23 protein-coding genes, 1 pseudogene and 1 riboswitch are annotated in these 25,467 nt (G+C 60.4%); of the genes and pseudogenes, 8 read left to right on the top strand and 16 right to left on the bottom strand.

Annotation, left to right across the window (positions count from 1 at the left end; all coding sequences use genetic code 11):
* Positions 1-240: 240 nt before the first annotated feature.
* Positions 241-768, bottom strand: coding sequence for an Hsp20/alpha crystallin family protein (locus C5L12_RS14835; RefSeq protein WP_105372823.1), 528 nt, complete (start codon positions 766-768; stop codon positions 241-243).
* 254 nt (positions 769-1,022) lie between these two features.
* Positions 1,023-1,304 carry a hypothetical protein gene (locus C5L12_RS14830; RefSeq protein WP_105372822.1) on the bottom strand — a complete coding sequence of 94 codons (282 nt, stop codon included), beginning with the start codon at positions 1,302-1,304 and terminating at the stop codon, positions 1,023-1,025.
* 294 nt (positions 1,305-1,598) lie between these two features.
* On the opposite strand from C5L12_RS14830, the gene C5L12_RS14825 reads away from it, so the two are divergent.
* Positions 1,599-2,429 (top strand): universal stress protein, encoded by an 831-nt coding sequence (locus C5L12_RS14825; protein WP_105372821.1) that lies wholly within the window; start codon positions 1,599-1,601, stop codon positions 2,427-2,429.
* A gap of 685 nt (positions 2,430-3,114) precedes the next feature.
* On the opposite strand, the pseudogene C5L12_RS14820 reads toward C5L12_RS14825, so the two are convergent.
* Positions 3,115-4,355, bottom strand: a pseudogene (locus tag C5L12_RS14820) (heavy metal translocating P-type ATPase); the annotation flags it as partial.
* Here C5L12_RS14820 and C5L12_RS28785 point away from each other — a divergent pair.
* From C5L12_RS28785 to C5L12_RS14810, 3 genes are all read left to right on the top strand, one after another.
* Positions 4,330-4,755: a YeeE/YedE family protein gene (locus tag C5L12_RS28785; protein WP_245422909.1), complete on the top strand. Its 426-nt coding sequence runs from the start codon at positions 4,330-4,332 to the stop codon at positions 4,753-4,755. The pseudogene C5L12_RS14820 and the gene C5L12_RS28785 sit on opposite strands and share 26 nt — an antisense overlap.
* 145 nt (positions 4,756-4,900) lie before the next feature.
* Positions 4,901-6,436, top strand: coding sequence for a phytoene desaturase family protein (locus tag C5L12_RS14815; protein WP_105372919.1), 1,536 nt, complete (start codon positions 4,901-4,903; stop codon positions 6,434-6,436).
* Complete coding sequence (locus C5L12_RS14810) at positions 6,433-7,533, top strand: Acg family FMN-binding oxidoreductase (RefSeq protein WP_342588634.1); 1,101 nt, start codon at positions 6,433-6,435, stop codon at positions 7,531-7,533. Before C5L12_RS14815 ends, C5L12_RS14810 begins: the two co-directional genes overlap by 4 nt.
* Before the next feature lie 286 nt (positions 7,534-7,819).
* On the opposite strand, the gene C5L12_RS14805 is transcribed toward C5L12_RS14810, so the two are convergent.
* Complete coding sequence (locus C5L12_RS14805) at positions 7,820-8,722, bottom strand: LysR family transcriptional regulator (protein ID WP_105372820.1); 903 nt, start codon at positions 8,720-8,722, stop codon at positions 7,820-7,822.
* Between the two features lie 456 nt (positions 8,723-9,178).
* A riboswitch (cobalamin riboswitch) is annotated at positions 9,179-9,415 on the top strand.
* Positions 9,416-9,635: 220 nt separating this feature from the next.
* Between C5L12_RS14805 and C5L12_RS14800 the strand changes: the two genes are divergently transcribed.
* From C5L12_RS14800 to C5L12_RS14790, 3 genes are read left to right on the top strand one after another with little or no spacing between them, the layout of a single operon-like run.
* Positions 9,636-10,634: an ABC transporter substrate-binding protein gene (locus C5L12_RS14800; RefSeq protein WP_425350794.1), complete on the top strand. Its 999-nt coding sequence runs from the start codon at positions 9,636-9,638 to the stop codon at positions 10,632-10,634.
* The gene (locus tag C5L12_RS14795) at positions 10,631-11,659 is read left to right on the top strand and encodes a FecCD family ABC transporter permease (RefSeq protein WP_105372818.1); all 1,029 of its coding nucleotides are present in this window, start codon (positions 10,631-10,633) and stop codon (positions 11,657-11,659) included. The genes C5L12_RS14800 and C5L12_RS14795 overlap by 4 nt, the downstream gene beginning before the upstream one ends.
* Complete coding sequence (locus tag C5L12_RS14790) at positions 11,656-12,450, top strand: ABC transporter ATP-binding protein (protein ID WP_105372817.1); 795 nt, start codon at positions 11,656-11,658, stop codon at positions 12,448-12,450. Before C5L12_RS14795 ends, C5L12_RS14790 begins: the two co-directional genes overlap by 4 nt.
* 131 nt (positions 12,451-12,581) lie before the next feature.
* Here the strand turns inward: C5L12_RS14790 and C5L12_RS14785 are convergent, their stop codons facing one another.
* From C5L12_RS14785 to C5L12_RS14730, 12 genes are all read right to left on the bottom strand, one after another.
* Positions 12,582-13,622, bottom strand: a complete 1,041-nt coding sequence (locus tag C5L12_RS14785) for a fatty acid desaturase (RefSeq protein ID WP_105372816.1) — start codon at positions 13,620-13,622, stop codon at positions 12,582-12,584.
* Between the two features lie 89 nt (positions 13,623-13,711).
* Positions 13,712-14,092 (bottom strand): DUF6481 family protein, encoded by a 381-nt coding sequence (locus C5L12_RS14780; protein WP_105372815.1) that lies wholly within the window; start codon positions 14,090-14,092, stop codon positions 13,712-13,714.
* A 177-nt stretch (positions 14,093-14,269) separates the two neighbouring features.
* Positions 14,270-14,479, bottom strand: coding sequence for a cold-shock protein (locus C5L12_RS14775; protein ID WP_007754805.1), 210 nt, complete (start codon positions 14,477-14,479; stop codon positions 14,270-14,272).
* 243 nt (positions 14,480-14,722) lie between these two features.
* A complete protein-coding gene (locus C5L12_RS14770) occupies positions 14,723-15,076 on the bottom strand; it encodes a cytochrome C oxidase subunit IV family protein (protein WP_105372814.1) in 354 nt (117 codons plus the stop codon).
* A 12-nt stretch (positions 15,077-15,088) separates the two neighbouring features.
* Positions 15,089-15,799 carry a heme-copper oxidase subunit III family protein gene (locus C5L12_RS14765; RefSeq protein WP_105372813.1) on the bottom strand — a complete coding sequence of 237 codons (711 nt, stop codon included), beginning with the start codon at positions 15,797-15,799 and terminating at the stop codon, positions 15,089-15,091.
* Between the two features lie 12 nt (positions 15,800-15,811).
* A complete protein-coding gene (locus C5L12_RS14760; RefSeq protein ID WP_105372812.1) occupies positions 15,812-16,522 on the bottom strand; it encodes a cytochrome c oxidase subunit 3 in 711 nt (236 codons plus the stop codon).
* Positions 16,519-18,297, bottom strand: a complete 1,779-nt coding sequence (gene ctaD, locus C5L12_RS14755; protein WP_105372811.1) for a cytochrome c oxidase subunit I — start codon at positions 18,295-18,297, stop codon at positions 16,519-16,521. Before ctaD ends, C5L12_RS14760 begins: the two co-directional genes overlap by 4 nt.
* A 50-nt stretch (positions 18,298-18,347) precedes the next feature.
* The gene (locus C5L12_RS14750) at positions 18,348-19,163 is read right to left on the bottom strand and encodes a cytochrome c oxidase subunit II (RefSeq protein WP_105372810.1); all 816 of its coding nucleotides are present in this window, start codon (positions 19,161-19,163) and stop codon (positions 18,348-18,350) included.
* A gap of 192 nt (positions 19,164-19,355) precedes the next feature.
* Positions 19,356-20,426, bottom strand: coding sequence for an alcohol dehydrogenase family protein (locus tag C5L12_RS14745; protein WP_105372809.1), 1,071 nt, complete (start codon positions 20,424-20,426; stop codon positions 19,356-19,358).
* 10 nt (positions 20,427-20,436) lie between these two features.
* A complete protein-coding gene (locus C5L12_RS14740) occupies positions 20,437-21,816 on the bottom strand; it encodes an aspartate aminotransferase family protein (RefSeq protein ID WP_105372808.1) in 1,380 nt (459 codons plus the stop codon).
* A gap of 28 nt (positions 21,817-21,844) precedes the next feature.
* Positions 21,845-23,341, bottom strand: coding sequence for an NAD-dependent succinate-semialdehyde dehydrogenase (locus C5L12_RS14735; RefSeq protein ID WP_105372917.1), 1,497 nt, complete (start codon positions 23,339-23,341; stop codon positions 21,845-21,847).
* Between the two features lie 88 nt (positions 23,342-23,429).
* Entirely contained in the window at positions 23,430-23,948 is a 519-nt protein-coding gene (locus tag C5L12_RS14730) for an Lrp/AsnC family transcriptional regulator (RefSeq protein WP_105372807.1), read from the bottom strand.
* An 89-nt stretch (positions 23,949-24,037) separates the two neighbouring features.
* Between C5L12_RS14730 and ehuR the strand changes: the two genes are divergently transcribed.
* On the top strand, positions 24,038-25,423 hold the full coding sequence (ehuR, locus tag C5L12_RS14725) for a MocR-like ectoine utilization transcription factor EhuR (protein WP_105372916.1): 1,386 nt from the start codon (positions 24,038-24,040) through the stop codon (positions 25,421-25,423).
* Positions 25,424-25,467: the final 44 nt, after the last annotated feature.

Below are 25,467 nucleotides of genomic sequence, written 5' to 3'. Positions count from 1 at the left end.
TGCGACCGCAGGCGTACGGTGGGGTTCAGCAACAACGCGGCTTCTTCATCCTTTGGAGCCTACCGACATCTGCGGGGCGACTCACCAGCAACTTCTCCCGGTCTCGCGCCGGACAAGGCTACGGATATGTTGGAGCTATGTTGGAGCTATGTTGGAGCGGCTGTTAGCTGTTCGCCGACTAAAAAGAAAAGGCGCGCAAAATATTGATGCGCGCCGGGTTGGAAAGTAAGAGCCGGTCGGTCAAGCAGCTTTGATCTCAACCTTGCGCTCGTTCTTCTTAGCTTCTGCGCTCTTGGGCAGCTTGACCTTCAAAATGCCTTTATGAAAGGTCGCCTCCACCTTCTCGGCGTCAATCCCGTCCGGAAGCTGGAACGTCCGCTGGAAGGAGCCATAACGGCGTTCCGAGACGTGATATTCCTTCTGCTTTTCTTCCTTTTCCTCGGTCTTCTCACCGCGGATGATCAGGTAACCGTTCGAAAGCTTCACATCGAGGTTCTTTTCGTCGATGCCAGGAACTTCCGCGGTGACTTCAAAAGCGTCGTCGTTCTCAACAATATCGACAGCCGGCGCGGTGGCCCAGCCGTTCAACGACGGCATGGCTCGGCCGAACAAGGAGCGTTCCGGAGTACGCCTGGAGGTCGGAGCGAAATCTTCGAACAGCCGATCAATCTCATTGCGAAGCGTTTGGAAGGGAGACCAGAAGGTACCAGCCGGTTGTACTGGCTTTTCATCCTTCTGAACGGGCAGTTTCGTCGCAGCCTCAACCATTACATTCTCCTTTGCTGTTAAGGGACTTTATGCAGCGCAAACAAGCGCTCTCCTCGTCCCGGTGGCAGCTCTTCATCGAGCACCGTAATTCAAGCTCGTGTCGGATTTGCACGCATTGACCAGCATCAATGATATATGGCCGAGGAGCTTCGATGAATTTCTCGATTAGGCAGGGAGCAAGTTCCTGTTGCCTGTACTCGTGGTGGCGGTTTACGGAACTGATGTCTTTCCACCGGCCGTTAAAGCCAGCAACGCTATCGCGCATGCAGGGAGCGGAAGGTGCGGATGTCCTCAGACGTCACGCGAATATGGCCGGCGGCGTCGAATTCCTTCCTGTCGAACTTGTCACTTGCGATCTGGCTAAAGAGGTCGACATATTCTTGGAGCCTGAATTCATCTGCTCGTGGCGGATTGGCGATGGTTTGGAGCGCGTCATGAGTCCCAAGCACGACCTGGTCGCCTGTTCCCGAATCCATCAAGAGGCGGCCTTCGTCTCCGTCGGATGTCATAAATCCTGACTTGAGCTTCAATGGCATAGCATCCTCCTCGCTGTAGAAGGCTCCAGTATAGGCATGTCCCGCATATCTTCAGTGATCGAGATCAATGCTGCGGGCACCTCTAGGTTTCTGTCGGCCCCACCATTGCTCGCGTGTTTGTATGAGAAGGTGGAGCATCTGGAGAACGTTAGTCCCCATCAATGATCTTCGGGGCTGTGGTTCTATGCGTCGAAATTCGCCAACCACTTTGACGCAGATCATCGTTGCCCGCTGCTACGCGGTTACAACTTTTCGGTATCAGGTCAATTAAGGCCCATCGTGAGGGAACGTGCCATGCCTTTCAAGACAGTTCTTGCCGTCATAGGTGCCTCCGGCGCTGCGTCCGATATCAAGAAAGCTATCGCACTCGGCTCGGAACTCGAGGCTCACCTTTCCATCGTTGTTGCAGGCCTGGCCCTACCGCCAAATGTCGGCGACTTTCCAGCCGGTACCGCATGGCTCGATCAGCGATACGATGAGCTGAAAATTCTCGATGAGATCCGGAAGAAGGCGGAAGCAGAATGCAAAGCAAGCGGGCTGTCTTTTGACGTCGGCGAAGTCTATGCCGAGACTGTCACGCTCGACGAGGAGATATATAGGCGCGCGCTCTATGCGGATGTGGTCATTCTGGGCGATGGAGTTCGCGGCGATCCTCAACTTGCCAAGGCGATCATAAACGGTGCGGTCTTCGATGCCCACCGACCGCTTCTCCTGGCCTCCAAGGAACGTGGGTCGACTTTGAAGCCCAAACGGATATTGCTCGGTTGGAATTCTCGGGGCGAGGCGGCTCGCGCCGCCCGAGAGGCGCTGGACATGTTCGTTTCCGCGGACCTCGTTTACGTCGTGCTGATCGATCCAGACAGTTCCTATTGGGAGAATGGCGGAGAGCCTGGCGCGGACATGGCGACCTATCTTGCCCGGCACGGCGCCACCGTGCAGGTCGAGCAGGTTGCCAGCGGCGGACGGCCCGTCGCCGAAGTTCTGGAGCAGCGTGCGCTCGATTTCGATTGCGATCTGATCGTCATGGGAGCCTATGGTCATTCGCGGCTTCGCGAGAGGATATTCGGTGGCGTTACGGCCTCGATGCTGGACAAGTGCGATTTTCCCGTCTTCCTCGCCCGCTGATCCCATGTCGCGGCCTGCTGTATGCGGGGTCGGAAACAGGGTTGGACCAGATCAATGCCCGCAGCCGGTGCTGCGGGCATTGTCGGGCTCCGATTAACTATCTGAAGCGCGGCTGGCGACGAATGTTCGCCCACAGCTCATTTCTGATAGCGAAGGGGCCCAAAAGCCGTTGAAGCTGCCTGATCTCGGCCTCGTCAATGCCATGGCAACCGCAGAATGCTTCGACACTGATCGTTTCTTCGGTGGAAGAAGTGTTTGGACTCGGCAGTTTGCAGTGGCCGCGGTCGTCAAGTGGACGATGTCGTTCCCATAATTTCTCGACTGCTGCGCGATGAAGATCCAATGACGCCTCCTGCATGTGCCTGGGCTGGACGTTCATGCCGGCCAACCAGGCAAAGCCTCCAATTGTTATTGTAGCCACCCACAGCGAAGATCATCTTTGATCCCTCTCAAAGACAGTTCCTTTTGTCCCTGCAATAATTTCAGCGGCATCTTCCAGGCCGCCTATGACGGCTCGACGCCTGGCTTCCTTGAAGCGGGCCGCCGCGTCGATCCTGCCGGGAACTGCGTTTCATCCATGGCGGACGGATCAATCTTTGCCAGCGGGCGTGCAGCCCGCTTGCCGAAACCCGCATAGACGGCATCGGCGTCCGTCAGATGAAGCAGCAAGCAGCGCCCATTCTCTTCATCGCGGTTTTATCCTTAGCGCCCGAAGCGCGTTTAGAATGACGGCGACGTCGATTGCCTCTTGCAGGATTGCTCCCTCGACCGGGCGCAGGAAGCCGAGCGCTGCAGCCACCATGGCGAACACCGAAAGGCCGATCCTTACGACAATGCTCTCGATCGCAATCCTGCGTGATCGCCGGGCGATCTCTATCCCGGTACGGAGCCTGTCGATCCTGTCCACCAGAAGGACGACGTCCGCTGCTTCGGCGGAGGCGGCGGCTCCCCTCGCGCCCATCGCGACGCCGACGTCTGCCGCCGCAAGGGCCGGCGCATCATTGACGCCGTCCCCAACCATCATGACAGGTCCGTTCTTTCGCTCCGTCAGTACCACCAGTACCTTCTGATCCGGAGTGAGGCTGGAACGAATTCCATCGAGACCGAGGCCATCGGCGACACGTTCGGCTACAGCGGCGCGATCTCCGGTGGCGAGCAGAATACGCCGGATGCCTTCGTGGCGTAACCCGTCAAGCATCTCCGCCGCCTCTTCCCGCACCGGATCGGCCATCAATATGTAACCAACCAGCCTGTTTGCGATCGCGACAGCGACGACAACCGAACCGGCTGCGGTTTCCGGAATGGAAAATGGCGTGGCTTGGACGCGCCTTTCCACGAAGCCATTGCCGCCGACCGTCACCTCCTTATCGTCCACGCAGCCCGCTATCCCTTCTCCCGCCACCTCGTTTACCTCCGACGGCAGAGCGAGAGGGAGATTTCGCCGCCGGGCCGCCGCAACGATAGCCTGGGCGATAGGGTGCTTCGATGCTTGGTCCACGGAGGCGGCAAACCGTAGGATTTCGTCCTCAGTGTAGCCCAACGGGCTGTGGATCGAGGCGATCTGGGGCCGGCCGTCGGTGAGCGTCCCCGTCTTGTCCAGGACCAGAGTGTGAATGCGAGCCATGTTCTCGAGAGAATGCGCGCCCTTGATGAGGACGCCGAATGGGCGGCGCGCGAAAGCCCCGCCACGAGAGCCACGGGCACCGCCAGGATCAACGGACAGGGCGTCGCCACGACCAGCACCGCGACGGCCCGGATCGGGTCTCTTGTGAACCACCATGCGGCAAAGGCAATTATCACAGTGATCGCCAGGAATCCTGTCGACCATCTGTCGGCGAGCCGGGACATGGGAGCCTTGGAGCGTTGTGCGTCCTCGACCAGGCGCACAATACCTGCGTAAGTGCTATCTTTGGCTTCATGCGTAGCGCTTGCTTCGGGCATCGTCTTCGGATTCGGGCTGTCCTTGTCCGGCATGCTAAATCCTGTCCGAGTCCAGGGTTTCCTCGACATCTTCGGCGCCTGGGACCCAAGCTTGGCGTTCGTTCTTGGCGGCGCGGTCGTCGTCGCCTTCACCGGCGTGCAGGTGATGAAGCGGATGGAGCGTCCGGTACTCGACGACAGCTTCCATGTGCCGACGGACAATCGGATCGATGCACCCTTGGTGGTCGGTTCGGCTTTGTTCGGCCTGGGCTGGGGGATTGGCGGCTTCTGTCCCGGTCCGGCCGTTGCATCCCTGTCGGTCGGCCTCCCCCAGACGGTCCTGTTCGTCGCAGCCATGCTGGCCGGAATGACCTTGTATGGCAGAGTATGGAGCAGACGGACGTGATCTGCGGCGCGGCGGGCTGTGCGAAAACGGCAGTGCCGTGGATGTTCGAACTGACAACCTTTGTGACAAGACGGCCGTTTGACCTGCCTCAATGAAGGGAGCCGAAAAGTCGCCCAGCTTTACCTCGTCCAACGAGGGTTTCTCCATGCCTGAACCTGCTCGACATATCGTAATCATTGGCGGCGGGATCGCGGGCTTGTGCACCGGCGTCTACGCGCAGCTCTGCGGCTATCAGGTGACGATCCTGGAGCAGCATGCGATCCCGGGAGGCCTCGCGACCAGCTGGACGCGGAACGGCTACACATTTGAAACCTGCCTGCACTGGTTCCTTGGGTCCGCCCCAGACGGGACGCTGGGTCGGCAATGGCGCGAAGTCTTCGATGTCGACAAGCTCCGCTTCGTTGACGCCGAGGTATATCAGCGCGTGGAAACCGAAGACGGGCGCTCGCTCACGTTTTACTCCGACGTCGACCGGATGGAGGCGGAGCTTCTGCATGCAGCGCCCGAGGATGCCGAAGAAATCATGGAGTTCACGTCCGCCATCCGTCGGCTGGCAAATCTTCCGATGGATGATCTGAACGCCGCCTGGCCCCGCCGGACCTGGGCGATGCTGCGCCTGATCCCGAAACTTCCGCTGCTCACGCAATGGGCTGGCATGAGCGCGGCGGAATACGGCAAGCGCTTCAGAAACGACTTGTTGCGCCGCTTCTTTACTGAGAGCGCGACGGCCGACATGGCTGCCATCGCGCTCGTGCTGATGTTCGGCTGGATGAGTGCACGCAATGCGGGTTACGCGGTGGGCGGCGCTAAGTCGATCATCGACGCGATCACCCAACGCTTCCGCGCGCTTGGCGGAAAATTGCGCCTCATGGCGAAAGTCGAAACGATCCTGGTCGAGGATGACGTTGCCGTGGGCGTCAGGCTGAGCGACGGCGAGATTATCAGGGCGGACTGGGTGATCTCCGGCGCCGACGGCCACGCGACGATCTACGATATGCTCGAGGGCCGCTATCGCAACGCGGCGATCGACGCCTTCTACGACAGCCAGAAGGTCTTTCCTTCCTATCTGCAAGTCTCGTTGGGCGTCGCAAGGGACCTTTCGCAGGAACCCGGCTTCCTCGCTCGAACTCTGGCCAAGCCACTCGAAATCGATCCCGAGACCAGCCTCGACACCGTCGCGTTCCGCATCTTCCATTTCGATCCGACCTTTGCGCCCGCAGGCAAGACCGCGGTCACCTGCTTTCTGCCAACATGGAACTATGCCTATTGGCAGGATCTGCAGCGCAAGGATGCGACCGCCTACGAGGTGGAGAAGCGGCGCATTGCTTCAGCCGTGATCGAAATTCTCGAACGCCGCCTGCCGGGTGTCCGCGAAGCCATCGAAGTGACGGATGTTTCGACGCCGGCCAGCGTCATGCACTTTACCGGCAACTGGAAAGGCAGCATGGAGGGTTTTCTGCCTACGCCAGGCGTCGGCTTTCGGCCGCGTCGCCAGACTCTGCCGGGCCTCCACCGGTTCCGGATGGTCGGTCAATGGGTGCAGCCCGGCGGAGGATTGCCGTGCGGCCTCATGACGGCGCGCGCAGCGGTTCGGGCGATCTGCCGCCGCGACCATGTCGCCTTCCTGCCCGATGGCCCCGGCCGCCGGGATGAGAGCATGCCGCGGGAGTTATTCGGATGATGACGCGGCGCGGTCTGCTCATCGGAGGCGGCGCGGTGGCGATTGCGGGCGCAGGTGCTACCTATTGGAGCCTACGCCAGATGGGTTCGATGGAGGCGTACGAAGTTTCGATTGCGGCGAGCAGGGCGGTGCTCTCTGAAAACCCCCGGCTGCATGAACTTGTCCGCTACGCGACGCTTGCCGCGAACGGCCACAACACGCAGCCGTGGCGGTTTCGCCTCGGTGAGAGGCGCGTTGACATCCTCGCCGACCCTACGCGGCGCACCCCCGTGGTCGATGCCGATGACCACCATCTGTTTGCGAGCCTCGGATGCGCAGCCGAGAACCTCGCGCTCGCCGCCTCCGCGGCTGGCCGTCCTGCCGAAGAAATCAGCTTCGATCCGGCGTATCAAGGCGCCGTGACAGTGGTTTTCGGCGACGGAGCAGCGAGCCGATCCGATCTGTTCGCTGCGATTCCGAGGCGCCAGTCGACCCGCGCCGACTATGACGGCAAAAGCGTTTCCGCGGCAGACCTCCAGGCTCTGGTAGCGGCGGCAGACATGCCGGGCGTCGATCTCGTGCTGATCACTGGGAAGCCCGGGATGGATCGCGTGCGGGATCTCGTCGTCGCCGGAAACACCGCGCAAATGGCGGACGCCGCCTTCATGCGCGAACTGAAATCCTGGTTGCGCTTCAACCCGCGCCAGGCGATGGCATCTGGCGATGGGCTGTTCGGGCCTACGAGCGGCAACCCATCCTTGCCGAGCTGGCTGGGTCCGCACCTCTTCGATCTCGCGTTTCGCGCGGATACCGAGAACGATAAATACGCAAGGCAGCTTCATTCGTCAGCGGGCGTAGCGGTGTTCGTTTCCGCACGTGACGATGCGGAGCATTGGGTCCGCGCCGGACGTGCCTGCCAGCGCTTCGCCCTGCAGGCGACGGCGCTCGGTCTCAAGCATGCCTTTATCAATCAACCGGTGGAAGTCGCGCAACTGCGACCCGAACTGGCCGCGCTCGCGGGCCTGCCGGGACGTCGGCCGGACATCGTCATGCGGTTCGGATATGGGCCGACGCTACCCTATTCGCCGCGGCGCCCGGTGGAGGCGGTGCTGGCGTAAGCGAACACACGAGACCTCGCCGTCATGGGATCTGCGGACAAGCGTCATTGGCGACGGCCCGGGCCTTTCCGGTAGTTGCGGAATCGGATGCTCGAACCCCTTGCTCAGCTTCTCAGATGCGCCGCGGTCTACAGCAGACCTTCTTTGGGAACGAGCTGGCACTCGAGCCATGTCGCGGTAGCGGCGAATTTGATGAATCGATGAAGTTGGCGAGGCTCTTATCCGAGGGGGTGGCCAAGTTGGGACCGATTGCGCCCGCCCGGAATCCCTGAAACGTAATTCGTCCCTACCGCCTAATGCCGTGGTATCTCAAGGCATCCACGACGACCTTGAAGGCAGGGGAGTTCTGATGCCGGGTCGGGTAATAGATGAAATAGCCTGAAAATGGAGGCGACCATTCTTCCAGCATGGGCACGAGGCGTCCAGTCGCGATGTGTTCGGCGACAAGATCTTCCGGCAGATAGGCGATGCCACCATTTTTCATGGCAGCATCTATCATGGGGTAAGAGCTATTGAAGGTGAGCTGGCCGTCGACTCTGACACGTAGCTCTTGCCCGTCCTTCTCGAATTCCCAGACGTAGAGCCCGCCGCCGGTGGCCTGGCGCATGTTGATGCAGTTATGCTGTACGAGGTCCTGCGGATGCTGCGGCGGCGGTTGCGTGGCAAGGTACTGGGGCGAGGCGACAGCCAGCATTCGCCAGTCGGGACCGACCCTGATGGCGATCATGTCTTTCTCGATGCTCTCGCCGAGCCTTATCCCTGCGTCGAAACCGTCTTCCACAATATTGCGCAAGCCGTTATCCCGGCTCAGCTCAAGCTTGATATCGGGGTATTCAGAAAGGATCGGCTGCAGTCTGGGCCAGACGATGCTTTCCAGCGCGTGATCAGACAAGGTAATCCTAATAGTGCCGGACGGTTTGTCGCGCAGGGCCATGAGTGCCGCAAGATCATCCCTTATGGCGGAGACCCGAGGCGCCAGCGATTGAAACAGACGCTCACCGGCTTCGGTCAGCGCCACGTTACGGGTGGTGCGGGACAGAAGCCGCAGGCCCATGCGTGTCTCCAGGCGCTTGATCGTGTGGCTAAGCGTGGACTGAGTAATACCGAGTTTGGCCGCAGCCCTGGTGAAACTCCGCTCCTCTGCCACGGCCAGGAACCATAAAAGGTCGTTGAAATCTTCCCTGGCCATCGTTTCCCCGTCCGGTTTTCATAGACGACTTATGGTCTGGATCGATAAATTAAGCGAAGTATGGATACCAATCCATAGGCGTTGCCTCTGCTGCCGTCTTCAGCGAGACAGCATCCTTCTGTCTCGACGACGCCCGGCCGCACCCCTCCGTCTCGATTAGCGGCAAGGACGACATCGGCGGCTGAAAAGAGAAGGCCGGTGCCCGTAACGAAGCATTCTTGCGCAACTTTTAATTTGACGAATGTAATAACATTACATATGCAGGCCCGTGTGACTTTTGAGAGTGATTATACGACACGGGGCTCGGTATGCTTCTCCTCACCTATCACCGGCATCTCGCCGAGCCGATCTCGACTAAAGTCCCGGTCCGAACGGGCGCGGAAATCTCATACGCTTGCTCTTCGGTTTCCGCACCTTGGCTGCCGTCTTTTCCGGCTTGACGGCGAGAGGGACGGGCCTTTATCTGGCGATGACGGTTCCCGGAGTCAAAAGCAACGGGACGAAAAGGGAATACGGTGCGGACGACCCGAAGGGGATCCAAGACCGTGGCTGCCCCCGCAACTGTGAGCGGATTGCCGTCCATCCTCGTGGTGCCGAAAGGCGCCATGCCACTGCGCTGGTTTTCGGCGCGGGAAGGCAGATGGGCGACAGATATTCGCAAGCCAGGAGACCTGCCGTCGAACATCGATCCATCATCACGGGCGGGGATGCCCGAAGAGGAGAAAGACATGGCCGACACCCGCGCTTCATCGCGCTTTTGCGTATCGTATTTCCCAGATCTCCATCGTCGACGGGGCGACCGGGTGCTTTGAAGGCATCCTGATATCTACCGCGGCCCGTTTAGGACCCGCATTCACATCACACTTCGGGAAATATAACGATGATCACTTCCAAGCGGTGGCCGCACGTTGGCCTGTGCGCTTTGTCCTTGATTGTTTCAGGACTGTTTCACAACGCCATGGCGGCAGAAACCGTCTATCCTCTCACGCTTGAGAATTGCGGACGGCAGATAACCTTCAAGAGGGCGCCGGCGCGCACCGTCTCGATCGGCCAGAGCAGCACCGAGATTCTCTACCTTCTCGGTCTTGCGGACAAGGTGAGGGGCACTGCGCTGTGGGTCGGGCCTGTCCTGAAAGGCTACGAAGAGGTCAACGCCAAGATCGAACGCCTCGCCGACAACGATCCGAGCTTTGAAAGCGTCCTCAGCAAAAAGCCGGACATCGTCACCGTGCAGTTCCAGTGGCAGGTCGGTCCCGAGGGTGTCGTTGCCAAGCCCGAACAGTTCGAGGAACTGGGCATCGCGGTCTACACGTCGCCGTCCGACTGCATGGGCAAGGAAAATTCCGCCGCCGGCGACGGCGTCCGCCATCAGGTTTTTACCATGGACCTCGTCTATCAGGAGGTTCGTGATCTCGCGAAGATCTACGACGTGCAGGAAAAGGGCGAGGAAGTAGTGGCCGATCTCAAGCGGCGTGAGGCAGCGGCGCGCGCCAAGGTCGCTTCTGTCGAGGGCAGGCTTTCGGCCGTCTTTTGGTTTTCCAGCGCCCAGCAGGACGCTGACCCATACGTGGCGGGTAAAAACGGGGCGCCCGGCTACATCATGTCGGCTCTCGGGATCGAAAACATCATCAAAACCGACGAGGAATGGCCGACGGTGGGCTGGGAGACAATCGCCAGGGCCAATCCGACGATGATTGTGGCCGGCGCAATGAATCGCCGCCGTTACCCGCTGGACAGCATCGAGGCGAAACGCAAATTCCTGGACGCCGATCCTGTCGCCAGCCTGATGCCGGCAGTCAGGAGCGGCCATGTCTTCGATATGGATGCGCAAGCCATGAATCCGACGATCCGCACCATCGAGGGCATTGAGGCGCTGGCCGATGCCATTGCAGGCGCCGGTCTGGTCAAATGAGACCTGCAGTCTCTTCCATTGGCCGTACGGGCGCTATTCCGCTGGCGCTTGTGGTCCTCGTCGCAGCCTTGTGGCTTGGCGCAGCGATCGGCGAGACTTCGATCCCGTTCGGGGTGGTTGCCAAGACGGTTGCCAACCGGCTGTGGAGTGCGGGCTATGCGCTCGAGCCGATCGACGAAGGCATCGTCTGGAGCTATCGGCTCAGTCGGGCAGTCGTGGCGGCTTGCTGCGGTGCGGCGCTCGCCTTGTCCGGGGTGGTGCTGCAGTCGCTGCTGCGCAATCCGCTAGCCGATCCCTATATCCTCGGGATTTCCGCGGGGGCTTCCACCGGGGCCGTCAGCGTGGCGATCCTTGGCCTGGGGGGCGGCATGATGACGCTCCCGATGGGTGCATTTCTCGGAGCGCTCATAGCTTTTGCCCTTGTCAGCCTGCTGGCCCTCAAGGCGGGCAAAGGAACGGCGGCCATCATTCTTGCAGGCGTTGCGGCGTCGCAACTTTTCAATGCGCTCACTTCCTTCATCGTTACCAAGGCGGCGACCGCGGAACAGGCGCGGGGCATCATGTTCTGGCTGCTCGGCAATCTGTCGGGAGTCCGTTGGCCGGATGCCTGGCTGGCGATTCCTGCCGCATTGACGGGTCTTCTGGTCTGCCTTTGGCATGCCCGCTCGCTTGACGCCTTCACGTTCGGCGCGGAATCGGCGGCATCACTCGGCATATCCGTTCGCCGCACCTACGTCGCACTGGTCGGAGTCTCCGCAATGATGACGGCGGTCATGGTTTCGATCGTCGGCTCCATCGGCTTTGTCGGTCTGGTCATTCCGCATGCAGCGCGCATGCTGGTCGGCGTCCGCCACAGCGTGCTGTTGCCGGCTGCCGCGCTGATCGGCGCCGTTTTCATGATCCTGGCGGATATCCTTTCCCGCGTTCTCATCCCGGGTCAGGTCCTGCCGATCGGAGTGATCACCGCCCTTGTCGGAGCGCCGGCCTTCGCTTTCGTTCTGGGGCAGCGAAGGGGACGCGGATGACGCTTACGGCAAAAGACGTTTCCTGGGGCGTCGGGGAAGCTGCGATTGTGAAGAGCATCTCGCTGGAGGTCAGGGAAGGAGAGTTTCTCGGTCTCATCGGTCCGAACGGCTCGGGGAAGACGAGTCTGATGGCGTTGCTTTCCGGCATCCGCAGGCCGCGGTCCGGCGAGGTCATTCTGGATGGAGTGCCGATCGGCAGGCTCGGTCGGCGCGAAGTCGCCCGGCATCTGGCTTTTGTGGAGCAGCAGGCGGAGACCGCCGAGCGGATCACTGCCAGGCAGGCCGTCGAGCTTGGACGCACGCCTTATCTCGGACCTTTGTCGCCCTGGTCCGCGAATGACGATGCGGTCGTTGAGGCGACCCTTGCCAATGTCGACATGGCTCATCTTGCCGATCGGCTTTGGCATACGCTTTCGGGCGGGGAACGCCAGCGTCTGCATATTGGCCGCGCTCTTGCCCAGCAGCCGAAGATTCTGCTCCTGGACGAGCCGACCAACCACCTGGACATAGGCCACCAGATCGGCCTGCTCGATCTCGTCGGCCGACAGGGGCTTACAGTGGTCGCGGCACTGCACGACCTCAACCATGCCGCCATGTTCTGCGATCGGATCGCCGTGATGCAGGGCGGGCGGCTGGCTGCGCTCGGAACGCCTTCCGAGGTGCTCACCGCCAAACGCATCCGCGAGGTTTTTGGGATCGAAGCCGAAGTCGAAATCGATATCCAAGGAAGCTGTCACGTCCGTTTTCAAGCACAAGGCCGAAAGGGCGGGCAATCTGCTTCCATGGGGTAAAATCGTGGTGTGCCGACTGCAACTTCTCCCGAGGAAAGATCATGCCGGCGTGATGCAATACGCCGTCAATGAACTGCGGAAGGATACGATTTCCGGAGGTAATCCGGCAGAGCCGCACGTTGCCGGTTAAATCACGCAGGCGTTGCCATCTTCGCAGCATCCTGGAAGGAAACGAGCTTGCGGCTCTTTTCATCCCAAAGCACGAGCCTGACGCACTGAATGCTCTGCCACAAGGTTATGCGGCCGATACCAGCAAGCTCGGGATGGTCGTGAAGCACTTCCGTCAGCCTGTAGTAAGGAATCCGGCTCGATAGGTGATGGACGTGGTGAACGCCGATATTGCCGGTAACCCATCGAAGCACCAGCGGCAGGTCGTAATGGGATGCGCCGTGAAGCGCGGCTTTCGGGAACTGCCATTCGTCGCCCTTCGACCAATGGGTGTCCTCGAACTGATGCTGGACGTAAAAGAGCCATACGCCGGCTGCACCTGCAAGCAGAACCACCGGCAGATGGACCAGCAGAAAGGGAACGAGCCCGACGGCCCAGATCATCAGAGCCGTGAGGATTGCGACCGCGAGATTGGTCGCCATCGTGGAAACCCACGGCAAAGCCCCGGAATTCATCATCCCGAAAGGCAGGCGCTGCTTGAAGAGAAAGAGCCAGGCAGGCCCGATGCCGAACATGACCAGCGGATGACGGTAAAGCCGGTAGGCGAGACGCTTCGACCAGGGAAGGGCATGATATTCAGCAACCGTCAGCGTGGTGATATCGCCGACGCCCCGTTCGTCAAGATTGCCGGCCGAGGCGTGATGGGCGGCATGGGCCCGCCGCCAGTAGTCGTAAGGCGTCAGGGTCAGCACCCCGAGGGCCCGCCCGGTCCAATTGTCGAGACGCCGGCGCGCGAAGAACGAGCCGTGCCCGCAATCGTGCTGGATCATGAAGAGTCGCAGCAGAAAGGCGGCTGCCGGGAGAACGAGGACGAGCCCGATCGGAAAACCCAGGATGACGGAGATATAGGCGCCGGCCCAAAACGCCGTGAAGGGAAGAAGCGTGACGATCAGTTCGAATGCGCTACGGCCAAAACGGGGCTGCCGATATTTCGAAAGAATCTTCAGCCACGCGCCGTCGTTGTCATCTGCGACACTCGCGATTGGAAAAACATGGGCGTTCATGGAGTTCGATCCACCTTCTCGGCCTCGGGGCGCAGCAGCTCCGAGGAGAGATTCGCCGTTGCGTTCTGCTGGTATATGCTCTGCAACCGTCAGCGCTGACGGGCCTTGCGTGCCGCGTAGCGGCGGTCGCGTTCTGCCTTGCGGGCGGCTTCATCGGCCACGACGCGGGAAACGCGCTCGTTGATTTCTGCTTCTCTGGCGGCAGCCTCGGCTTTTTCATGGGCTTCCGCGGCGGCGGTCAATTCCGCCGCTTCCTTCCTGAGGCGCTCATTTTCCGCTGCCTTCAATGCTTCACGTTCGGCGCGGCGGGCTTCTCGCGCTGCCGCAACGGCTTCGCGCTCAGCACGCCGCTCCTGCATGGCGGGATCGTCCGCTTTCGGGGCGGACGCAAATTTCGCCAAAAGCCTTTGCTTAGCATCCGCTGCGGTTTTGCGGCGCTCGGCAAAGCTGTTGTCGTTCGGGTGTCTCAATGGATCTTCCTTGTATTTTTCGGCATGTTACAGGTGTAGGCGGAGATCGCTCGGCGGGAAGCCGGGCGACTATTCGCGTCAGCCAATTACCTTAACAGAAAAAGGCCAGACATCCGCCTGGCCTTCGCATACTTTCGCTACCCATGCCAGTACATCCGTGGTCATGGAAGCCAAAGTTTAGGCAGCCTGAAGCTGGCCTGCAGACATCTTGCCCGACTTCTTGTCGCGCTCGAGTTCGAAGCCGAGCTTCTGACCTTCAACGATCGAGCTCATGCCGGCGCGCTCGACAGCAGAGATGTGAACGAAAACGTCGGCGCTGCCGTCGTCAGGCTGAATGAAGCCGAAGCCCTTGGTGGCATTGAACCATTTAACTGTGCCAGTGGTCATAACGAACCCTTTCATAGCAATTGTGAACCGCCGGGCGACGCACGGCGGGATGTTTTCGACTTTTGAGAGGGAACGTTCGTCAAGAAGCGCGAGGCGCAGCAACAACAATATCAGCAAACAAAGTATCGATGGTTCTCAAATAGGGGATGCCAATGCGATTGTCAACTTTTTGTTTTAGGAAATATAAATAATGCTACTTAAGGTAGATTTTTACCGAATGCAATCGGCGCCAACACTGCGCCATCACGGAGCGGTGTTGAAGAAGGCGAGCCGGGTGAGGATGGTATAGTTCGCTTCCGAGATCATCAGCGCCGTGAAGATCAGCACGGCTGCCGGCGGCAGCAGGATAGCGTAAACGAGCGCCAGCCGTTCCCAGGCCATATGCATGAAGACAGCAACGATCAAACCTGCCTTCAGCATCATGAAGACGATGATCAGCAACCAGCGCGCCAAGCCCTGGACCCCGAGATAATCAACCATGTAGGAAAAGGCGCTGAGCACGAAGAGCAGGCCCCAAACGAGGAGGTAGAGCCGGATCGGATGCTGCGCGCTGTGCGCTTGCGTGGGTGTCTGCATATGCGATGTTGTCTCGCTCATGATGACGCTCCTTCACCACAGATAGAAAAACGCGAAGATGAATACCCAGACCAGATCGACGAAGTGCCAGTAGAGGCCCATGATCTCGACGGACTCGTACTGGCCTTTCCGGCTTGTGAAAAAGCCGCGGCGCGCCACGTCGAAATCCCCTCGCCAAACCTTGCGGGCGACGATGAGGAGAAAAATGACGCCGATCGTGACGTGAGTGCCATGGAAGCCGGTGATCATGAAGAAGGTCGATCCGAACTGGGGAGCACCCCAGGGATTCTCCCAGGGAAGCACACCTTCGGATATCAGCTTCGTCCATTCGAAGGCCTGCATGCCCACGAAGGTAGCGCCGAGAAGCGCCGTCGCCAGCATCAGGGCGGCCGTCCGTCCGCGTTCGCGGCGATAGCCGAAATTTACAGCCATCGCCATGGTGCCGCTGCTTGAGATCAGCACGAACGTCATGATCGCAATCAGGATCAGCGGTACGTCCTGCCCGCCGATATGAAGCGCGAAGACTTCGCTCGGATTGGGCCAGGCGACAGGCGTCGACATTCGGGCCGTCATATAGGCAATCAGGAAGCAGCCGAAGACGAAGGTGTCGCTGAGGAGAAAAATCCACATCATCGCCTTGCCCCAGGAGGCGGTCTTGAAGGCGCGCTGATCGGAGGAAAAATCGGCGGCGACCCCTCGCAGCCCGGTGGGACCGAGGTCGGAATTGCCGAGAGACTGTGTCATCCGAGATACCTCCTAGCTGATCAGTTGGCGGCAGAGATCGATGAAATCATTCGCCCAGCCGGCAAAGAGCACGAAGAGCAGCAGCCAGACGGCGAGCATGAAATGGGAATAGATGGCGGAAAGATCGACGCTAAGACGTAGCCTGTCTCGCGGTACATCCGCTGCAAATACCCGCACTGTCGTACGGCCAAGCACGACAAGCCCGCCGAGGATATGAAGGCCATGCAGGCCGGTGAGCATATAGAAGAAGCTGTTGGCTGGGTTGTCGGCAAGCACGTAGCCGGCCGATACCAGCTCCCGCCAGGCCTGGATCTGTCCGATGAGAAAGAGAACGGCAAGCGAAAAAGCGGCTGCTAGCGCCAGCGGCAGGCTTTCCATGCGGTCATGCCGCGCTTCTCTTTTTGCCCATTCCAGGGCGCCGCTGCTCAACACGAGCACGGCGGTGTTTGCCCAGAGCAGGCGCGGAACCGGAGTGGCCCACCAGTCCGCCGAGGCCATGCGCATGAAATAAGCGCTGACAGAGAGGCTGAAGAGGGCGCCGACGACGCCGAGGAAGACAAAGAGGCCGATTTTCACCGCAGGTTCGGACGGCAGTTCCTGCCTGTCTGTCGCGGGCGGTGCAGTCCCTGTTTCGAGCCAGGGTTTCGACATCAGCCGCTGCCCGGCCAGCCACCAGATAACGACGCCGCCGATTAGGGCAAGGAAGATCAGCACCACGTTCATGCGACGACCTCCCTCGTGAGGCCGCCGCTTGGAGGCTGCGTCTGCGGAATGAAATCCTCAGCCGATCCCGGCACGCTGTAGTCATAGGCCCAACGGTAGACCACCGGCAGATCCCTGCCCCAATTCCCGTGCGCAGGAGGGGTTTGCGGCGTCTGCCATTCGAGCGTCGTTGCCCGCCAGGGATTGCCGCCTGCTTGCCTGCCTTTGAAGAGGCTCCAGACCAGATTGAACAAGAAGACGATCTGAGCTGCGCCCACAACGAGCGCCATGACGGTAATGAAGACGTTCAATGTGTTGGCCGAAGGCGGAACGAAGACCGTGTCTCCCAGTTCGTGGTAGCGGCGCGGCATGCCGAGCAGGCCGAGATAATGCATGGGAAAGAAGATCGCATAGGTGCCGAGAAAGGTGATCCAGAAATGGATATGACCGAGGAAATCGTCCAGCATCCGTCCGGTAACCTTGGGATACCAGTGGTAGATCGCCCCGAAGATGACGAGGATCGGCGCGACGCCCATGACCATGTGAAAATGCGCGACGACGAACAGCGTATCGGACAGGGGAACGTCGACCACGACGTTGCCTAGGAACAGTCCGGTCAGGCCGCCGTTGACGAAGGTGACGATGAAGGCTAGCGCGAAGAGCATGGGCAGGGTTAGATGGATGTCGCCGCGCCATAGTGTCAGCACCCAGTTGTAGACCTTGATGGCAGTCGGGACAGCGATGATCAGCGTGGTGGTGGCGAAGAAAAAGCCGAAGGCCGGGTTCATGCCGCTGACATACATATGATGCGCCCAGACGATGAAGCTCAAGGCGCCGATGACGACGATCGCCCAGACCATCATGCGGTAGCCGAAGATGTTCTTGCGGGCATGGGTGCTGATAAGGTCAGAGACAATGCCGAAAGCGGGTAGCGCCACGATATAGACTTCCGGATGGCCGAAGAACCAGAACAGGTGCTGGAAGAGGATCGGGCTGCCGCCCCCGTGTTGCAGCTGCTCGCCCATCTCGACGATGGCGGGCATGAAAAAGCTCGTGCCGAGCAATCGGTCGAACAGCATCATGACGCAGGCGACGAAGAGCGCGGGAAATGCAAGCAGCGCCATCACGGTCGCGGTGAAGATGCCCCAGACGGTCAAAGGCATGCGCATCAGCGTCATGCCGCGCGCCCGTCCTTGCAGCACCGTCACCACATAATTCAGGCCGCCCATGGTAAAGCCGATGATGAAGACGATCAGTGAGAAGAGCATGAGGAGAATGCCCCAGTCGCTGCCGCCCGGCGTACCGGACAGAACGGCCTGCGGAGGATAGAGGGTCCAGCCGGCCCCTGTCGGGCCGCCGGGGACGAAAAAGCCTGCGACCAGGATCAGGACGGCAAGCAGATAGATCCAGTAGCTCAGCATGTTCGCATACGGGAACACCATATCGCGGGCGCCGAGCATCAGGGGAATGAGGTAATTGCCGAAACCGCCGAGGAACAGCGCTGTCAGAAGATAGATCACCATGATCATGCCATGCATGGTGATGAACTGGTAATAGTGATTGGCATCGATGAAGGCGAAATAGCCGGGAAAGGCAAGCTGGAGGCGCATCAGCCAGGAAAGCACGAGCGCGACCAGACCGATCGAGATGGCCGTGAGCGAGTACTGCACGGCGATGATCTTGGCGTCCTGGCTGAAGACGTATTTCGTCCACCAGCTTTTCGGATGATAAAGCTCGACATCCTCCACCTCGGCGGCCGGAACGGCGCCTGCGCTGCCAGACGGAATTTCGACCATGATATCTCCTCCCGTTTCATCCGATGCCGCTTTGACTGTCTTTCCCGGCCTCAGTTGACCGGCTGCTGCTCTCCCGATGCCAGAAGCTGGTTGAACGTCTGCTGTTGGTCGAGCCAGATCTGATAGTCCGCGGCCTCCTCGACCACGACCGTTCCGCGCATCTGTGGATGGCCGACGCCGCACAGTTCGGCGCAGAGAATGTCGAAAGTTCCGGTTCGCGTCGGTGTGAACCAGAAATAGGTCACCATGCCGGGGATCACATCCATCTTGGCGCGGAATTCGGGCACGTAAAAATCGTGGACGACGTCCACGGAGCGCAGCAGCACCCGCACCGGTTTGCCGACCGGCAAATGCAATTCGCCGCCCTCTACGATCACGTCGTCGAGACCTGCGGCATCGTTCCTGTTAAGGCCGAGCGGATTTTCGGAGGTGATGTCACGCGTATCCGCGCGGCCGAGTTTCCCGTCCACTCCCGGCAGACGGAAGCTCCACAGCCATTGCTGCGCGACGACCTCCAGAGGTGATGCCTCGTCCGGCACCGTGACGAACTGGTTCCATACCACAAGGCCGGGCGCGAGCATGGCGGCGACGCCGACGGCGGTGCCTGAGGCGAGCAGCATTTCCAGCCTGCGGTTTTCCGGCTCGTACGCCGCCTTGTTCCCGGGTTTGTGCCGGAAGCGAAAGACGCAATAGGCCATGAACAAGACCACGGCCACGAAAACCACGCCGGTAATCCAGAAGGTGACGACGAGAGTGCTATCGATATAGGTCCAGTTGGACGCAATCGGCGTCCACCACCATGGGCTCAGCACATGGAAGAGCAGCGAGCCCACCACCAGCAAGACGAGGATCAGCACGACAGCCATTTCCGCCCCTCCCTGAGCCGATCCGACCGTGGATAGGAAACCGCATTTCGCAACTCTTATTTTTTGATTATCTCACAAATAGAAAACACCCGCAATTACGGCAATTTAAGCATGTGTCCCCGGCGTCGGCCGGTTCCGTCGTTCAACCATCGATCCCCTCGCAGGCTCTGCGTCGCAGCGCACGGGATGGTTTCAGTCCGGAACCACCACCAATTTACCGACGAAATTCTTGGCCATGAAGTCGGTCTGTGCCTGATGAAACTCAGAGAGAGGATAGACGCCGCCGACAAGCGGCCGGATCTTCTTTTCCTCGATATAGCGGACGAGCCGTCGGAAATCGGTCCGGCTCCCCTGGCTCGACCCGTGCAGTTCGAGCTGCTTGAGATACATCGTCCGGAGATCCAGTTGCACGACCGGTCCGCCGATCGCGCCAGCCGTCGTATAACGGCCCTCCGGGCGCAGGATCTTCAACAGGTCGTTGAACATCTGTCCTGCGACAAGATCGGCGACGACGTCGACTGGTCTGCCTCGCGTCGCCAAATGCACGGCGTCGACCAGATTGCCCGCGCCTCGCGTTACGACCGCTTCCGCGCCGATATCGAGCACCGCCTGCTCCTTGCCGGCGCCGGCAATAGCAATGGGGACGGCTCCGCGCGCTCGCGCCAACTGGATGATCGCAGAGCCAACGCCGCCGGATGCGCCGGTGACCAACACGATTTCACCCGCCGAAAGTCGCGCCCGTTCGAGCATCCGTTCGCCGGTCAGATAGGCGCAGCAGAAGGTCGCGAGTTCGACGTCGGTGAGGTCGGTATCGACCACATGCGCATTCTCGGATGGCAGCGCCATGTATTCCGCATAGCCGCCATCCCGGCCGTGGCCCATGTAATCGATATCGGCGAGGCTGTCGTCGTCGCGGTTGTAGATCGAGAAATCGACCATGACGCGTTCGCCGATCCGGGCGTCATCGACGCCCTTGCCGACCGCGACGATGCAGCCCACCGTATCGGTGCCCTGGATGCGCGGAAAGGTCAACGTATTGCCTTGCCGGCGCCAGGTCGAGACGGCGGACGGGTCGTCTTCGGTGCCATAGGCCCCTTGGCGGACCCAGACATCGGTGTTGTTCATGCCGCAAGCGGTGACTTTAATCAGCACTTCGCCATCGGCAGGCACCGGAACGGGCGTGGCGCGGTTATAGATCAGTTTGTCGAGGCCGCCATGACCGATCAGCTGTACGGCGGCCATGGTTTTGGGAATCGTATTCATTCGGCACTCCTCAGATCGACTTGAAGACGCTGTCGATCGCTTCCGCCGTGGCTTTCACAACGGTGTCCGCCTCTTCGCGAGTGAGGCAGAGGGGCGGCGCAAAGCCGAGGATGTCGCCTTGAGGCATGGCGCGCCCGATGACGCCGCGTTCAAGGAGTGCCGTTGCGACTCGGGGGCCGATCTTCTGTGAAGGATCGAAGAATGTGCGGTCGTCCTTGTCTTCGACGAATTCGACCGCAGCCATCAGGCCGTCGCCGCGGACCTCACCGACATACTTATGGGAACCGACCGCTTTGGCGAGTTCGCTCCGGAAATAGGCGCCGGTCTCGCCTGCTTTCGTCACCAGATCGAGTTCGTCGATTAATTCGAGATTGGCGATGCCCGCAGCCGAGCAGATCGGATGCGCAGAATAGGTCCAGCCATGGCCGATCGCTCCCATCTGGTCCGAGCCCTGGACCAGTACCTGCCAGACCTTGTCAGAGACGATGGTTCCCGAGAGCGGCGCATAGGCCGAAGTCAGGCCCTTGGCTATCGTAATCAGATCCGGTCTCATGCCGTAATGGTCAGAACCGAACATGGTGCCGAGCCGGCCGAAGCCGGTGACGACTTCATCCGCGATGAGCAGGATGTCGTATCTGCCGAGCACGGCTTGGATCTTCTCCCAATAGCCCTTCGGCGGCGGTACGATGCCGCCGGTGCCGAGGATCGGTTCGCCGATGAAGGCGGCGATCGTATCGGGGCCCTCAGCCAGGATCAGTTCTTCGAGTTTGTCGGCGCAATATTGCGAGAATTGCTCTTCGCTCATGGAGCGGTCCGGCCGCCGGAAATAATAAGGCGCTTCGGTGTGCAGGACCGGTGCTCGCGGCAGGTCGAAGGCCTTGTGAAAAAGTTCGAGGCCGGTAAGGCTGCCGGTCATCACCCCGGAACCGTGATAGCCACGCCAGCGCGAAATGATCTTCTTCTTTTCCGATCGCCCGAGGATGTTGTTGTAGTACCAGATCAGCTTGATGTTGGTCTCGTTGGCGTCGGAGCCGGAAAGGCCGAAATAGACACGGCTCATGCCGGCCGGCGCCCGATCGATGATCATCTTCGACAAAGTGATCGAGGCTTCGGTGCCGTGGCCGACATAGGCATGGTAGTAGGCGAGGTTTCTCGCCTGCTCGGCGATCGCTTCGGCGATCTTCTGCTGCCCATAGCCGACATTGACGCAATAGAGGCCGGCGAAGGCGTCGAGGCTGGTGCGCCCGTTGACGTCGGTGATGTAGACGCCTTCTCCGCTGCCGATCACGCGGGTCGGCGTCTCGCCGCGCGCATGCATTCCCATATGGGTCGACGGATGGAAAAAATGGTCCCGGTCCCAGGCGGTGAGTTCATTATTTCTTTCGAGCATTGGCTTTTCCTTCGAGATACGGGACCGCTCAGCCGGCCGTGTCGATGCAGATGTATTTGACTTCACTGAAGGCCTCGATGCCGTGGCGAGAACCTTCGCGCCCGAGACCGGACTGTTTCCATCCGCCGAAGGGGATCGGCCCGCCGGTAATCTTCACGCGGTTGATGGCCACCATGCCATATTCGAGCGCCCGACTGACGCGCAGCTGGCGGGCGCCGTTCTCCGTGACGGCATAGGCGACCAGGCCGTATTCGGTGTCGTTGGCGCGGGCGATGACTTCATCCTCGTGGTCGAAGGCAGTTACGGCCGCAACCGGCCCGAAGGTCTCCTCGCGCATGACCAGCGCGTCGTCCGGCACATCCACCAATAGCGTGGGTTCGAAAAACAACGGACCGGCCGCGTGGCGCTTGCCTCCGGCGATCAGTCGCGCACCGCGCTTAATCGCATCCCCCACCTGCGCCTCGACCTTTGTCATGGCGCGCTCATGCATGAGGGGGCCGATATCGATGCCCTCGGTCAGCCCGTTGCCAATTTTCAGGGCAGCGATCCGCCCGGCAAAAGCGGCGTTGAAGGCGCTAAGGATCGGCCGCTGGACAAAAATCCGGTTGGCCGCGAGGCAGTCCTGCCCGGAGGTCGCGAATTTGGCGGCCATCGCTATATCGGCGGCGCGATCGATATCCGCGTCCTCGAATATGATGAGGGGTGCATGTCCGCCGAGTTCCAAGACCAGCCGCTTCATTGTCGGCATGCATTGCGCGGCGATCAGCTTGCCGATCTCGGTGGAGCCGGTAAAGCTCATCGCCCGCACCCGGTTATCTTCGCAAAGCCGACCAACGATGGTGGCTGCGTCACCGGTCACGACATTGAACACGCCGGCCGGAATGCCGGCACGTTCGGCGAGCTCGGCCAGCGCCAGGGCCGAAAGTGGCGTTTCGGAGGACGGATGGGCAACGATCGTGCAGCCGGCGGCAAGCGCCGCTGCACCCTTGCGGGTCAGCATGGCGGAGGGAAAGTTCCAAGGTGTGATCACGCCGACGACGCCGAGCGGTTCGCGCCGGATGATCATCTCCGCATCCGGCAGGTGGCTGGTGACGCTTTCGGCGTTTACGCGCTTTCCTTCCTCGGCATACCACTCGATGAAGGATGCGGCGTAGTCGATCTCGCCGCGAGCTTCGGCAAGCGGCTTGCCCTGTTCAAGGGTCATCAGGAGCGCAAGATCCTCCTTGGCTGCCAATACCAGCCGATGCCATTCCTTCAAGATCGCTGCCCTCTCCTGCGGCAGTTTTGCCCGCCAGAGGGGAAAAGCGGCCGCGGCGGCGTCGATCGCAATGCCGGTTTCCTCCGCGCCCAGGCTCGCGACAAAGGCAAGCGTGGCGGAGGAGGAGGGATCGGTCACCTGGAAGCTGTGGCCCTCCGTGCCGGCGATCCAACGTCCGTTCACATAGGCGAGATCGCGCAGCAGATGACGATCGATAAGACGCATCAGGGCCTCGTGATAGGCAGGGCGTGCAAAAATTGCGGTCATGGCCAGATCCTCATTCAAGCTCGTCTCCAGTGTGGCGGAGCTTCGGCGAGAGATTGTCCATTCCGCGGGGCGGAAAGAGAGAGATGGTCTAAACTGGCGGGTCTGTCCGGAGAAATTGTCTGTCACCGGTGTCGGCCCGGAAGAGGGCCGAGACCGGCACCCCGGTCTCTTCCTTCACGGTTTTTGTAACGATGTAGGTGAAATAACGCTCGATACCGAGCTCGCGGTTGAGCAGATCGTCGATCAGCCGCTGGTAGGCATCGATATCAAGGGTCACGATCTTTGCAATGTAATCGACGCCACCGCCGACCGACCAGCAGGCCGTAATCTCCGGAATAGCTGACACAGCGCGTTCGAAGCGATCGAAATCGCTTTGGCGGTGGTTGGCAAGCGTGACTTCCACCATGACGCTGGCAATGGGTGCGATTCGCCGCGCCGCGAGGTGCGCGTGATACCCGGCAATGATGCCCGCCTTCTCCAGTTTTCGAAGGCGCATCCAGCAGGGCGTCGGTGAAAGCCCGACCTTTTCGGCGAGCGCAAGCTTGGTGATTCGACCGTCGCTTTGGACGGCTTCCAGGATTCGCAGGTCGATGGCGTCGATTTTCATACGGTTTCCTGTCGTGCAGTTGTGAAGAAAGACAATGAAAATTCGTTTTGGCATTGTCAATTGAACTGATTTTAAGCACAGTCGAAATCATGACAAATTGGCGACCGGATCCCTCTCAACTTCGCCGACCGGCCTATCTCTCGCTCGCCGAGCAGATTGCGCGCGCCATCCAGGAGGGGACACTTGCCAGCGGCGCGAGACTTCCCACCCATCGCCGCTTGGCGGACGACCTCGGCCTTTCGGTTCAGACAGTAAGCCGCGCCTATGACGACCTCATCCGCCGCGGGCTGATCTCCGGCGAGATCGGGCGCGGCAGTTTCGTCCAGAGCCGGCCCCGAGAGCCCGAGCCGCCCTACCTGCCGGAGAGGCTGGGCGAGGTTATCGATCTGTCGATCCTCAAGCCGGTCTGCGAAAACATGCATCTGGACAAGATGCGGCAGGCCTTCGGCTGGCTTTCGGAAAACCTGCCGGCCAGTTCTGCGCTCTCCTTTCGACCGAACATGGTCTTTCCACGTCATCGCGCCATTGCGACCGAGTGGCTTGCTCTTTGCGGCATCCAGGCCTCCGCCCTGAACGTGAACCTGACCAATGGCGCGACATCCGGCATGACGGTGGCGCTGATGAGCACCGCTCCACCTGGATCGATCGTCGCCACGGAGGCGATCAGCCACCATACGCTGGTGCCGCTTTCCACCTATCTCGGCATTCATCTGGAAGGCTTGCCGATCGATGACGACGGCATGATTCCGGAAGCGTTAGACGAAGCCTGCCGCACGAGCCCTATCCGCGCCGTCTTCCTGCAGCCCTCGGTTATCAATCCACGAGCCACCCTGATGAGTGCACGGCGACGGGAAGCTCTGGCGCAAGTGGCAAGCCGGCATGATATCGCAATCATCGAAAACGACGTCCTCGGCCCCTTGGTGGGCGACAGGCCTCCGCCGATTGCGGCAATCGCGCCGGAGCGCACGCTGTATGTCACGAGCTTTACCAAAATTACCGTACCCGGCTTGCGTATCGGCTATCTCGTCGCTCCCGACCGGTATGTGGCCGCAGTCGCAAACCGGCATCTGGTTTCGAACTGGATGGCTACCCCCGCAATCGCCGAGATCGCCACCCGTTGGGTGGCCGACGGTACTGCCATGGAGCTTGTCAACTGGCAGCGCCAAGCTCTTGCCGACCGGCATGCCATCGCCCAGGAGGCGCTTTCGGGACTGCGTTACTATTCGCATCCGCAGAGCCTGCATGTCTGGCTTCCTCTCTCCGACGCTCATTCGGAAGAGGGTTTCGTGTCGCAAGCGAGGTTGCGTGGCGTGGCAATCGCCCCGGGCACATCGTTTCGCACCGCCGGTCAGGGATGGGCGCCCGCTGTGCGGATTTCGCTGGGCTCCACGTCAGGCGACGACCTGAGGACAGGCCTCGGGATTGTGGCTTCGCTCACTCAAGGAAATCCAGAGGCGCTTCTGCTCGCGATTTAGGTTTAGCGCTGGGGAAATGGGCAGATGTATAAATATTGTCATGA

This window comes from Neorhizobium huautlense (assembly GCF_002968575.1).
Taxonomy (GTDB): Bacteria; Pseudomonadota; Alphaproteobacteria; order Rhizobiales; family Rhizobiaceae; genus Neorhizobium; species Neorhizobium huautlense.
Note: the sequence above shows the minus strand (reverse complement) of the source record. Positions and strands in the feature narration are given on the sequence as shown.

Coding starts and splice junctions, on each gene's coding strand:
- C5L12_RS14835 (WP_105372823.1), bottom strand. CDS start 768: ATGGTTGAGGCTGCGACGAAACTGCCCGTTCAGAAGGATGAAAAGCCA.
- C5L12_RS14830 (WP_105372822.1), bottom strand. CDS start 1,304: ATGCCATTGAAGCTCAAGTCAGGATTTATGACATCCGACGGAGACGAA.
- C5L12_RS14825 (WP_105372821.1), top strand. CDS start 1,599: ATGCCTTTCAAGACAGTTCTTGCCGTCATAGGTGCCTCCGGCGCTGCG.
- C5L12_RS14815 (WP_105372919.1), top strand. CDS start 4,901: ATGCCTGAACCTGCTCGACATATCGTAATCATTGGCGGCGGGATCGCG.
- C5L12_RS14810 (WP_342588634.1), top strand. CDS start 6,433: ATGATGACGCGGCGCGGTCTGCTCATCGGAGGCGGCGCGGTGGCGATT.
- C5L12_RS14805 (WP_105372820.1), bottom strand. CDS start 8,722: ATGGCCAGGGAAGATTTCAACGACCTTTTATGGTTCCTGGCCGTGGCA.
- C5L12_RS14795 (WP_105372818.1), top strand. CDS start 10,631: ATGAGACCTGCAGTCTCTTCCATTGGCCGTACGGGCGCTATTCCGCTG.
- C5L12_RS14790 (WP_105372817.1), top strand. CDS start 11,656: ATGACGCTTACGGCAAAAGACGTTTCCTGGGGCGTCGGGGAAGCTGCG.
- C5L12_RS14785 (WP_105372816.1), bottom strand. CDS start 13,622: ATGAACGCCCATGTTTTTCCAATCGCGAGTGTCGCAGATGACAACGAC.
- C5L12_RS14775 (WP_007754805.1), bottom strand. CDS start 14,479: ATGACCACTGGCACAGTTAAATGGTTCAATGCCACCAAGGGCTTCGGC.
- C5L12_RS14770 (WP_105372814.1), bottom strand. CDS start 15,076: ATGAGCGAGACAACATCGCATATGCAGACACCCACGCAAGCGCACAGC.
- C5L12_RS14765 (WP_105372813.1), bottom strand. CDS start 15,799: ATGACACAGTCTCTCGGCAATTCCGACCTCGGTCCCACCGGGCTGCGA.
- C5L12_RS14760 (WP_105372812.1), bottom strand. CDS start 16,522: ATGAACGTGGTGCTGATCTTCCTTGCCCTAATCGGCGGCGTCGTTATC.
- ctaD (WP_105372811.1), bottom strand. CDS start 18,297: ATGGTCGAAATTCCGTCTGGCAGCGCAGGCGCCGTTCCGGCCGCCGAG.
- C5L12_RS14750 (WP_105372810.1), bottom strand. CDS start 19,163: ATGGCTGTCGTGCTGATCCTCGTCTTGCTGGTGGTGGGCTCGCTGCTC.
- C5L12_RS14745 (WP_105372809.1), bottom strand. CDS start 20,426: ATGAATACGATTCCCAAAACCATGGCCGCCGTACAGCTGATCGGTCAT.
- C5L12_RS14740 (WP_105372808.1), bottom strand. CDS start 21,816: ATGCTCGAAAGAAATAATGAACTCACCGCCTGGGACCGGGACCATTTT.
- C5L12_RS14735 (WP_105372917.1), bottom strand. CDS start 23,341: ATGACCGCAATTTTTGCACGCCCTGCCTATCACGAGGCCCTGATGCGT.
- C5L12_RS14730 (WP_105372807.1), bottom strand. CDS start 23,948: ATGAAAATCGACGCCATCGACCTGCGAATCCTGGAAGCCGTCCAAAGC.
- ehuR (WP_105372916.1), top strand. CDS start 24,038: ATGACAAATTGGCGACCGGATCCCTCTCAACTTCGCCGACCGGCCTAT.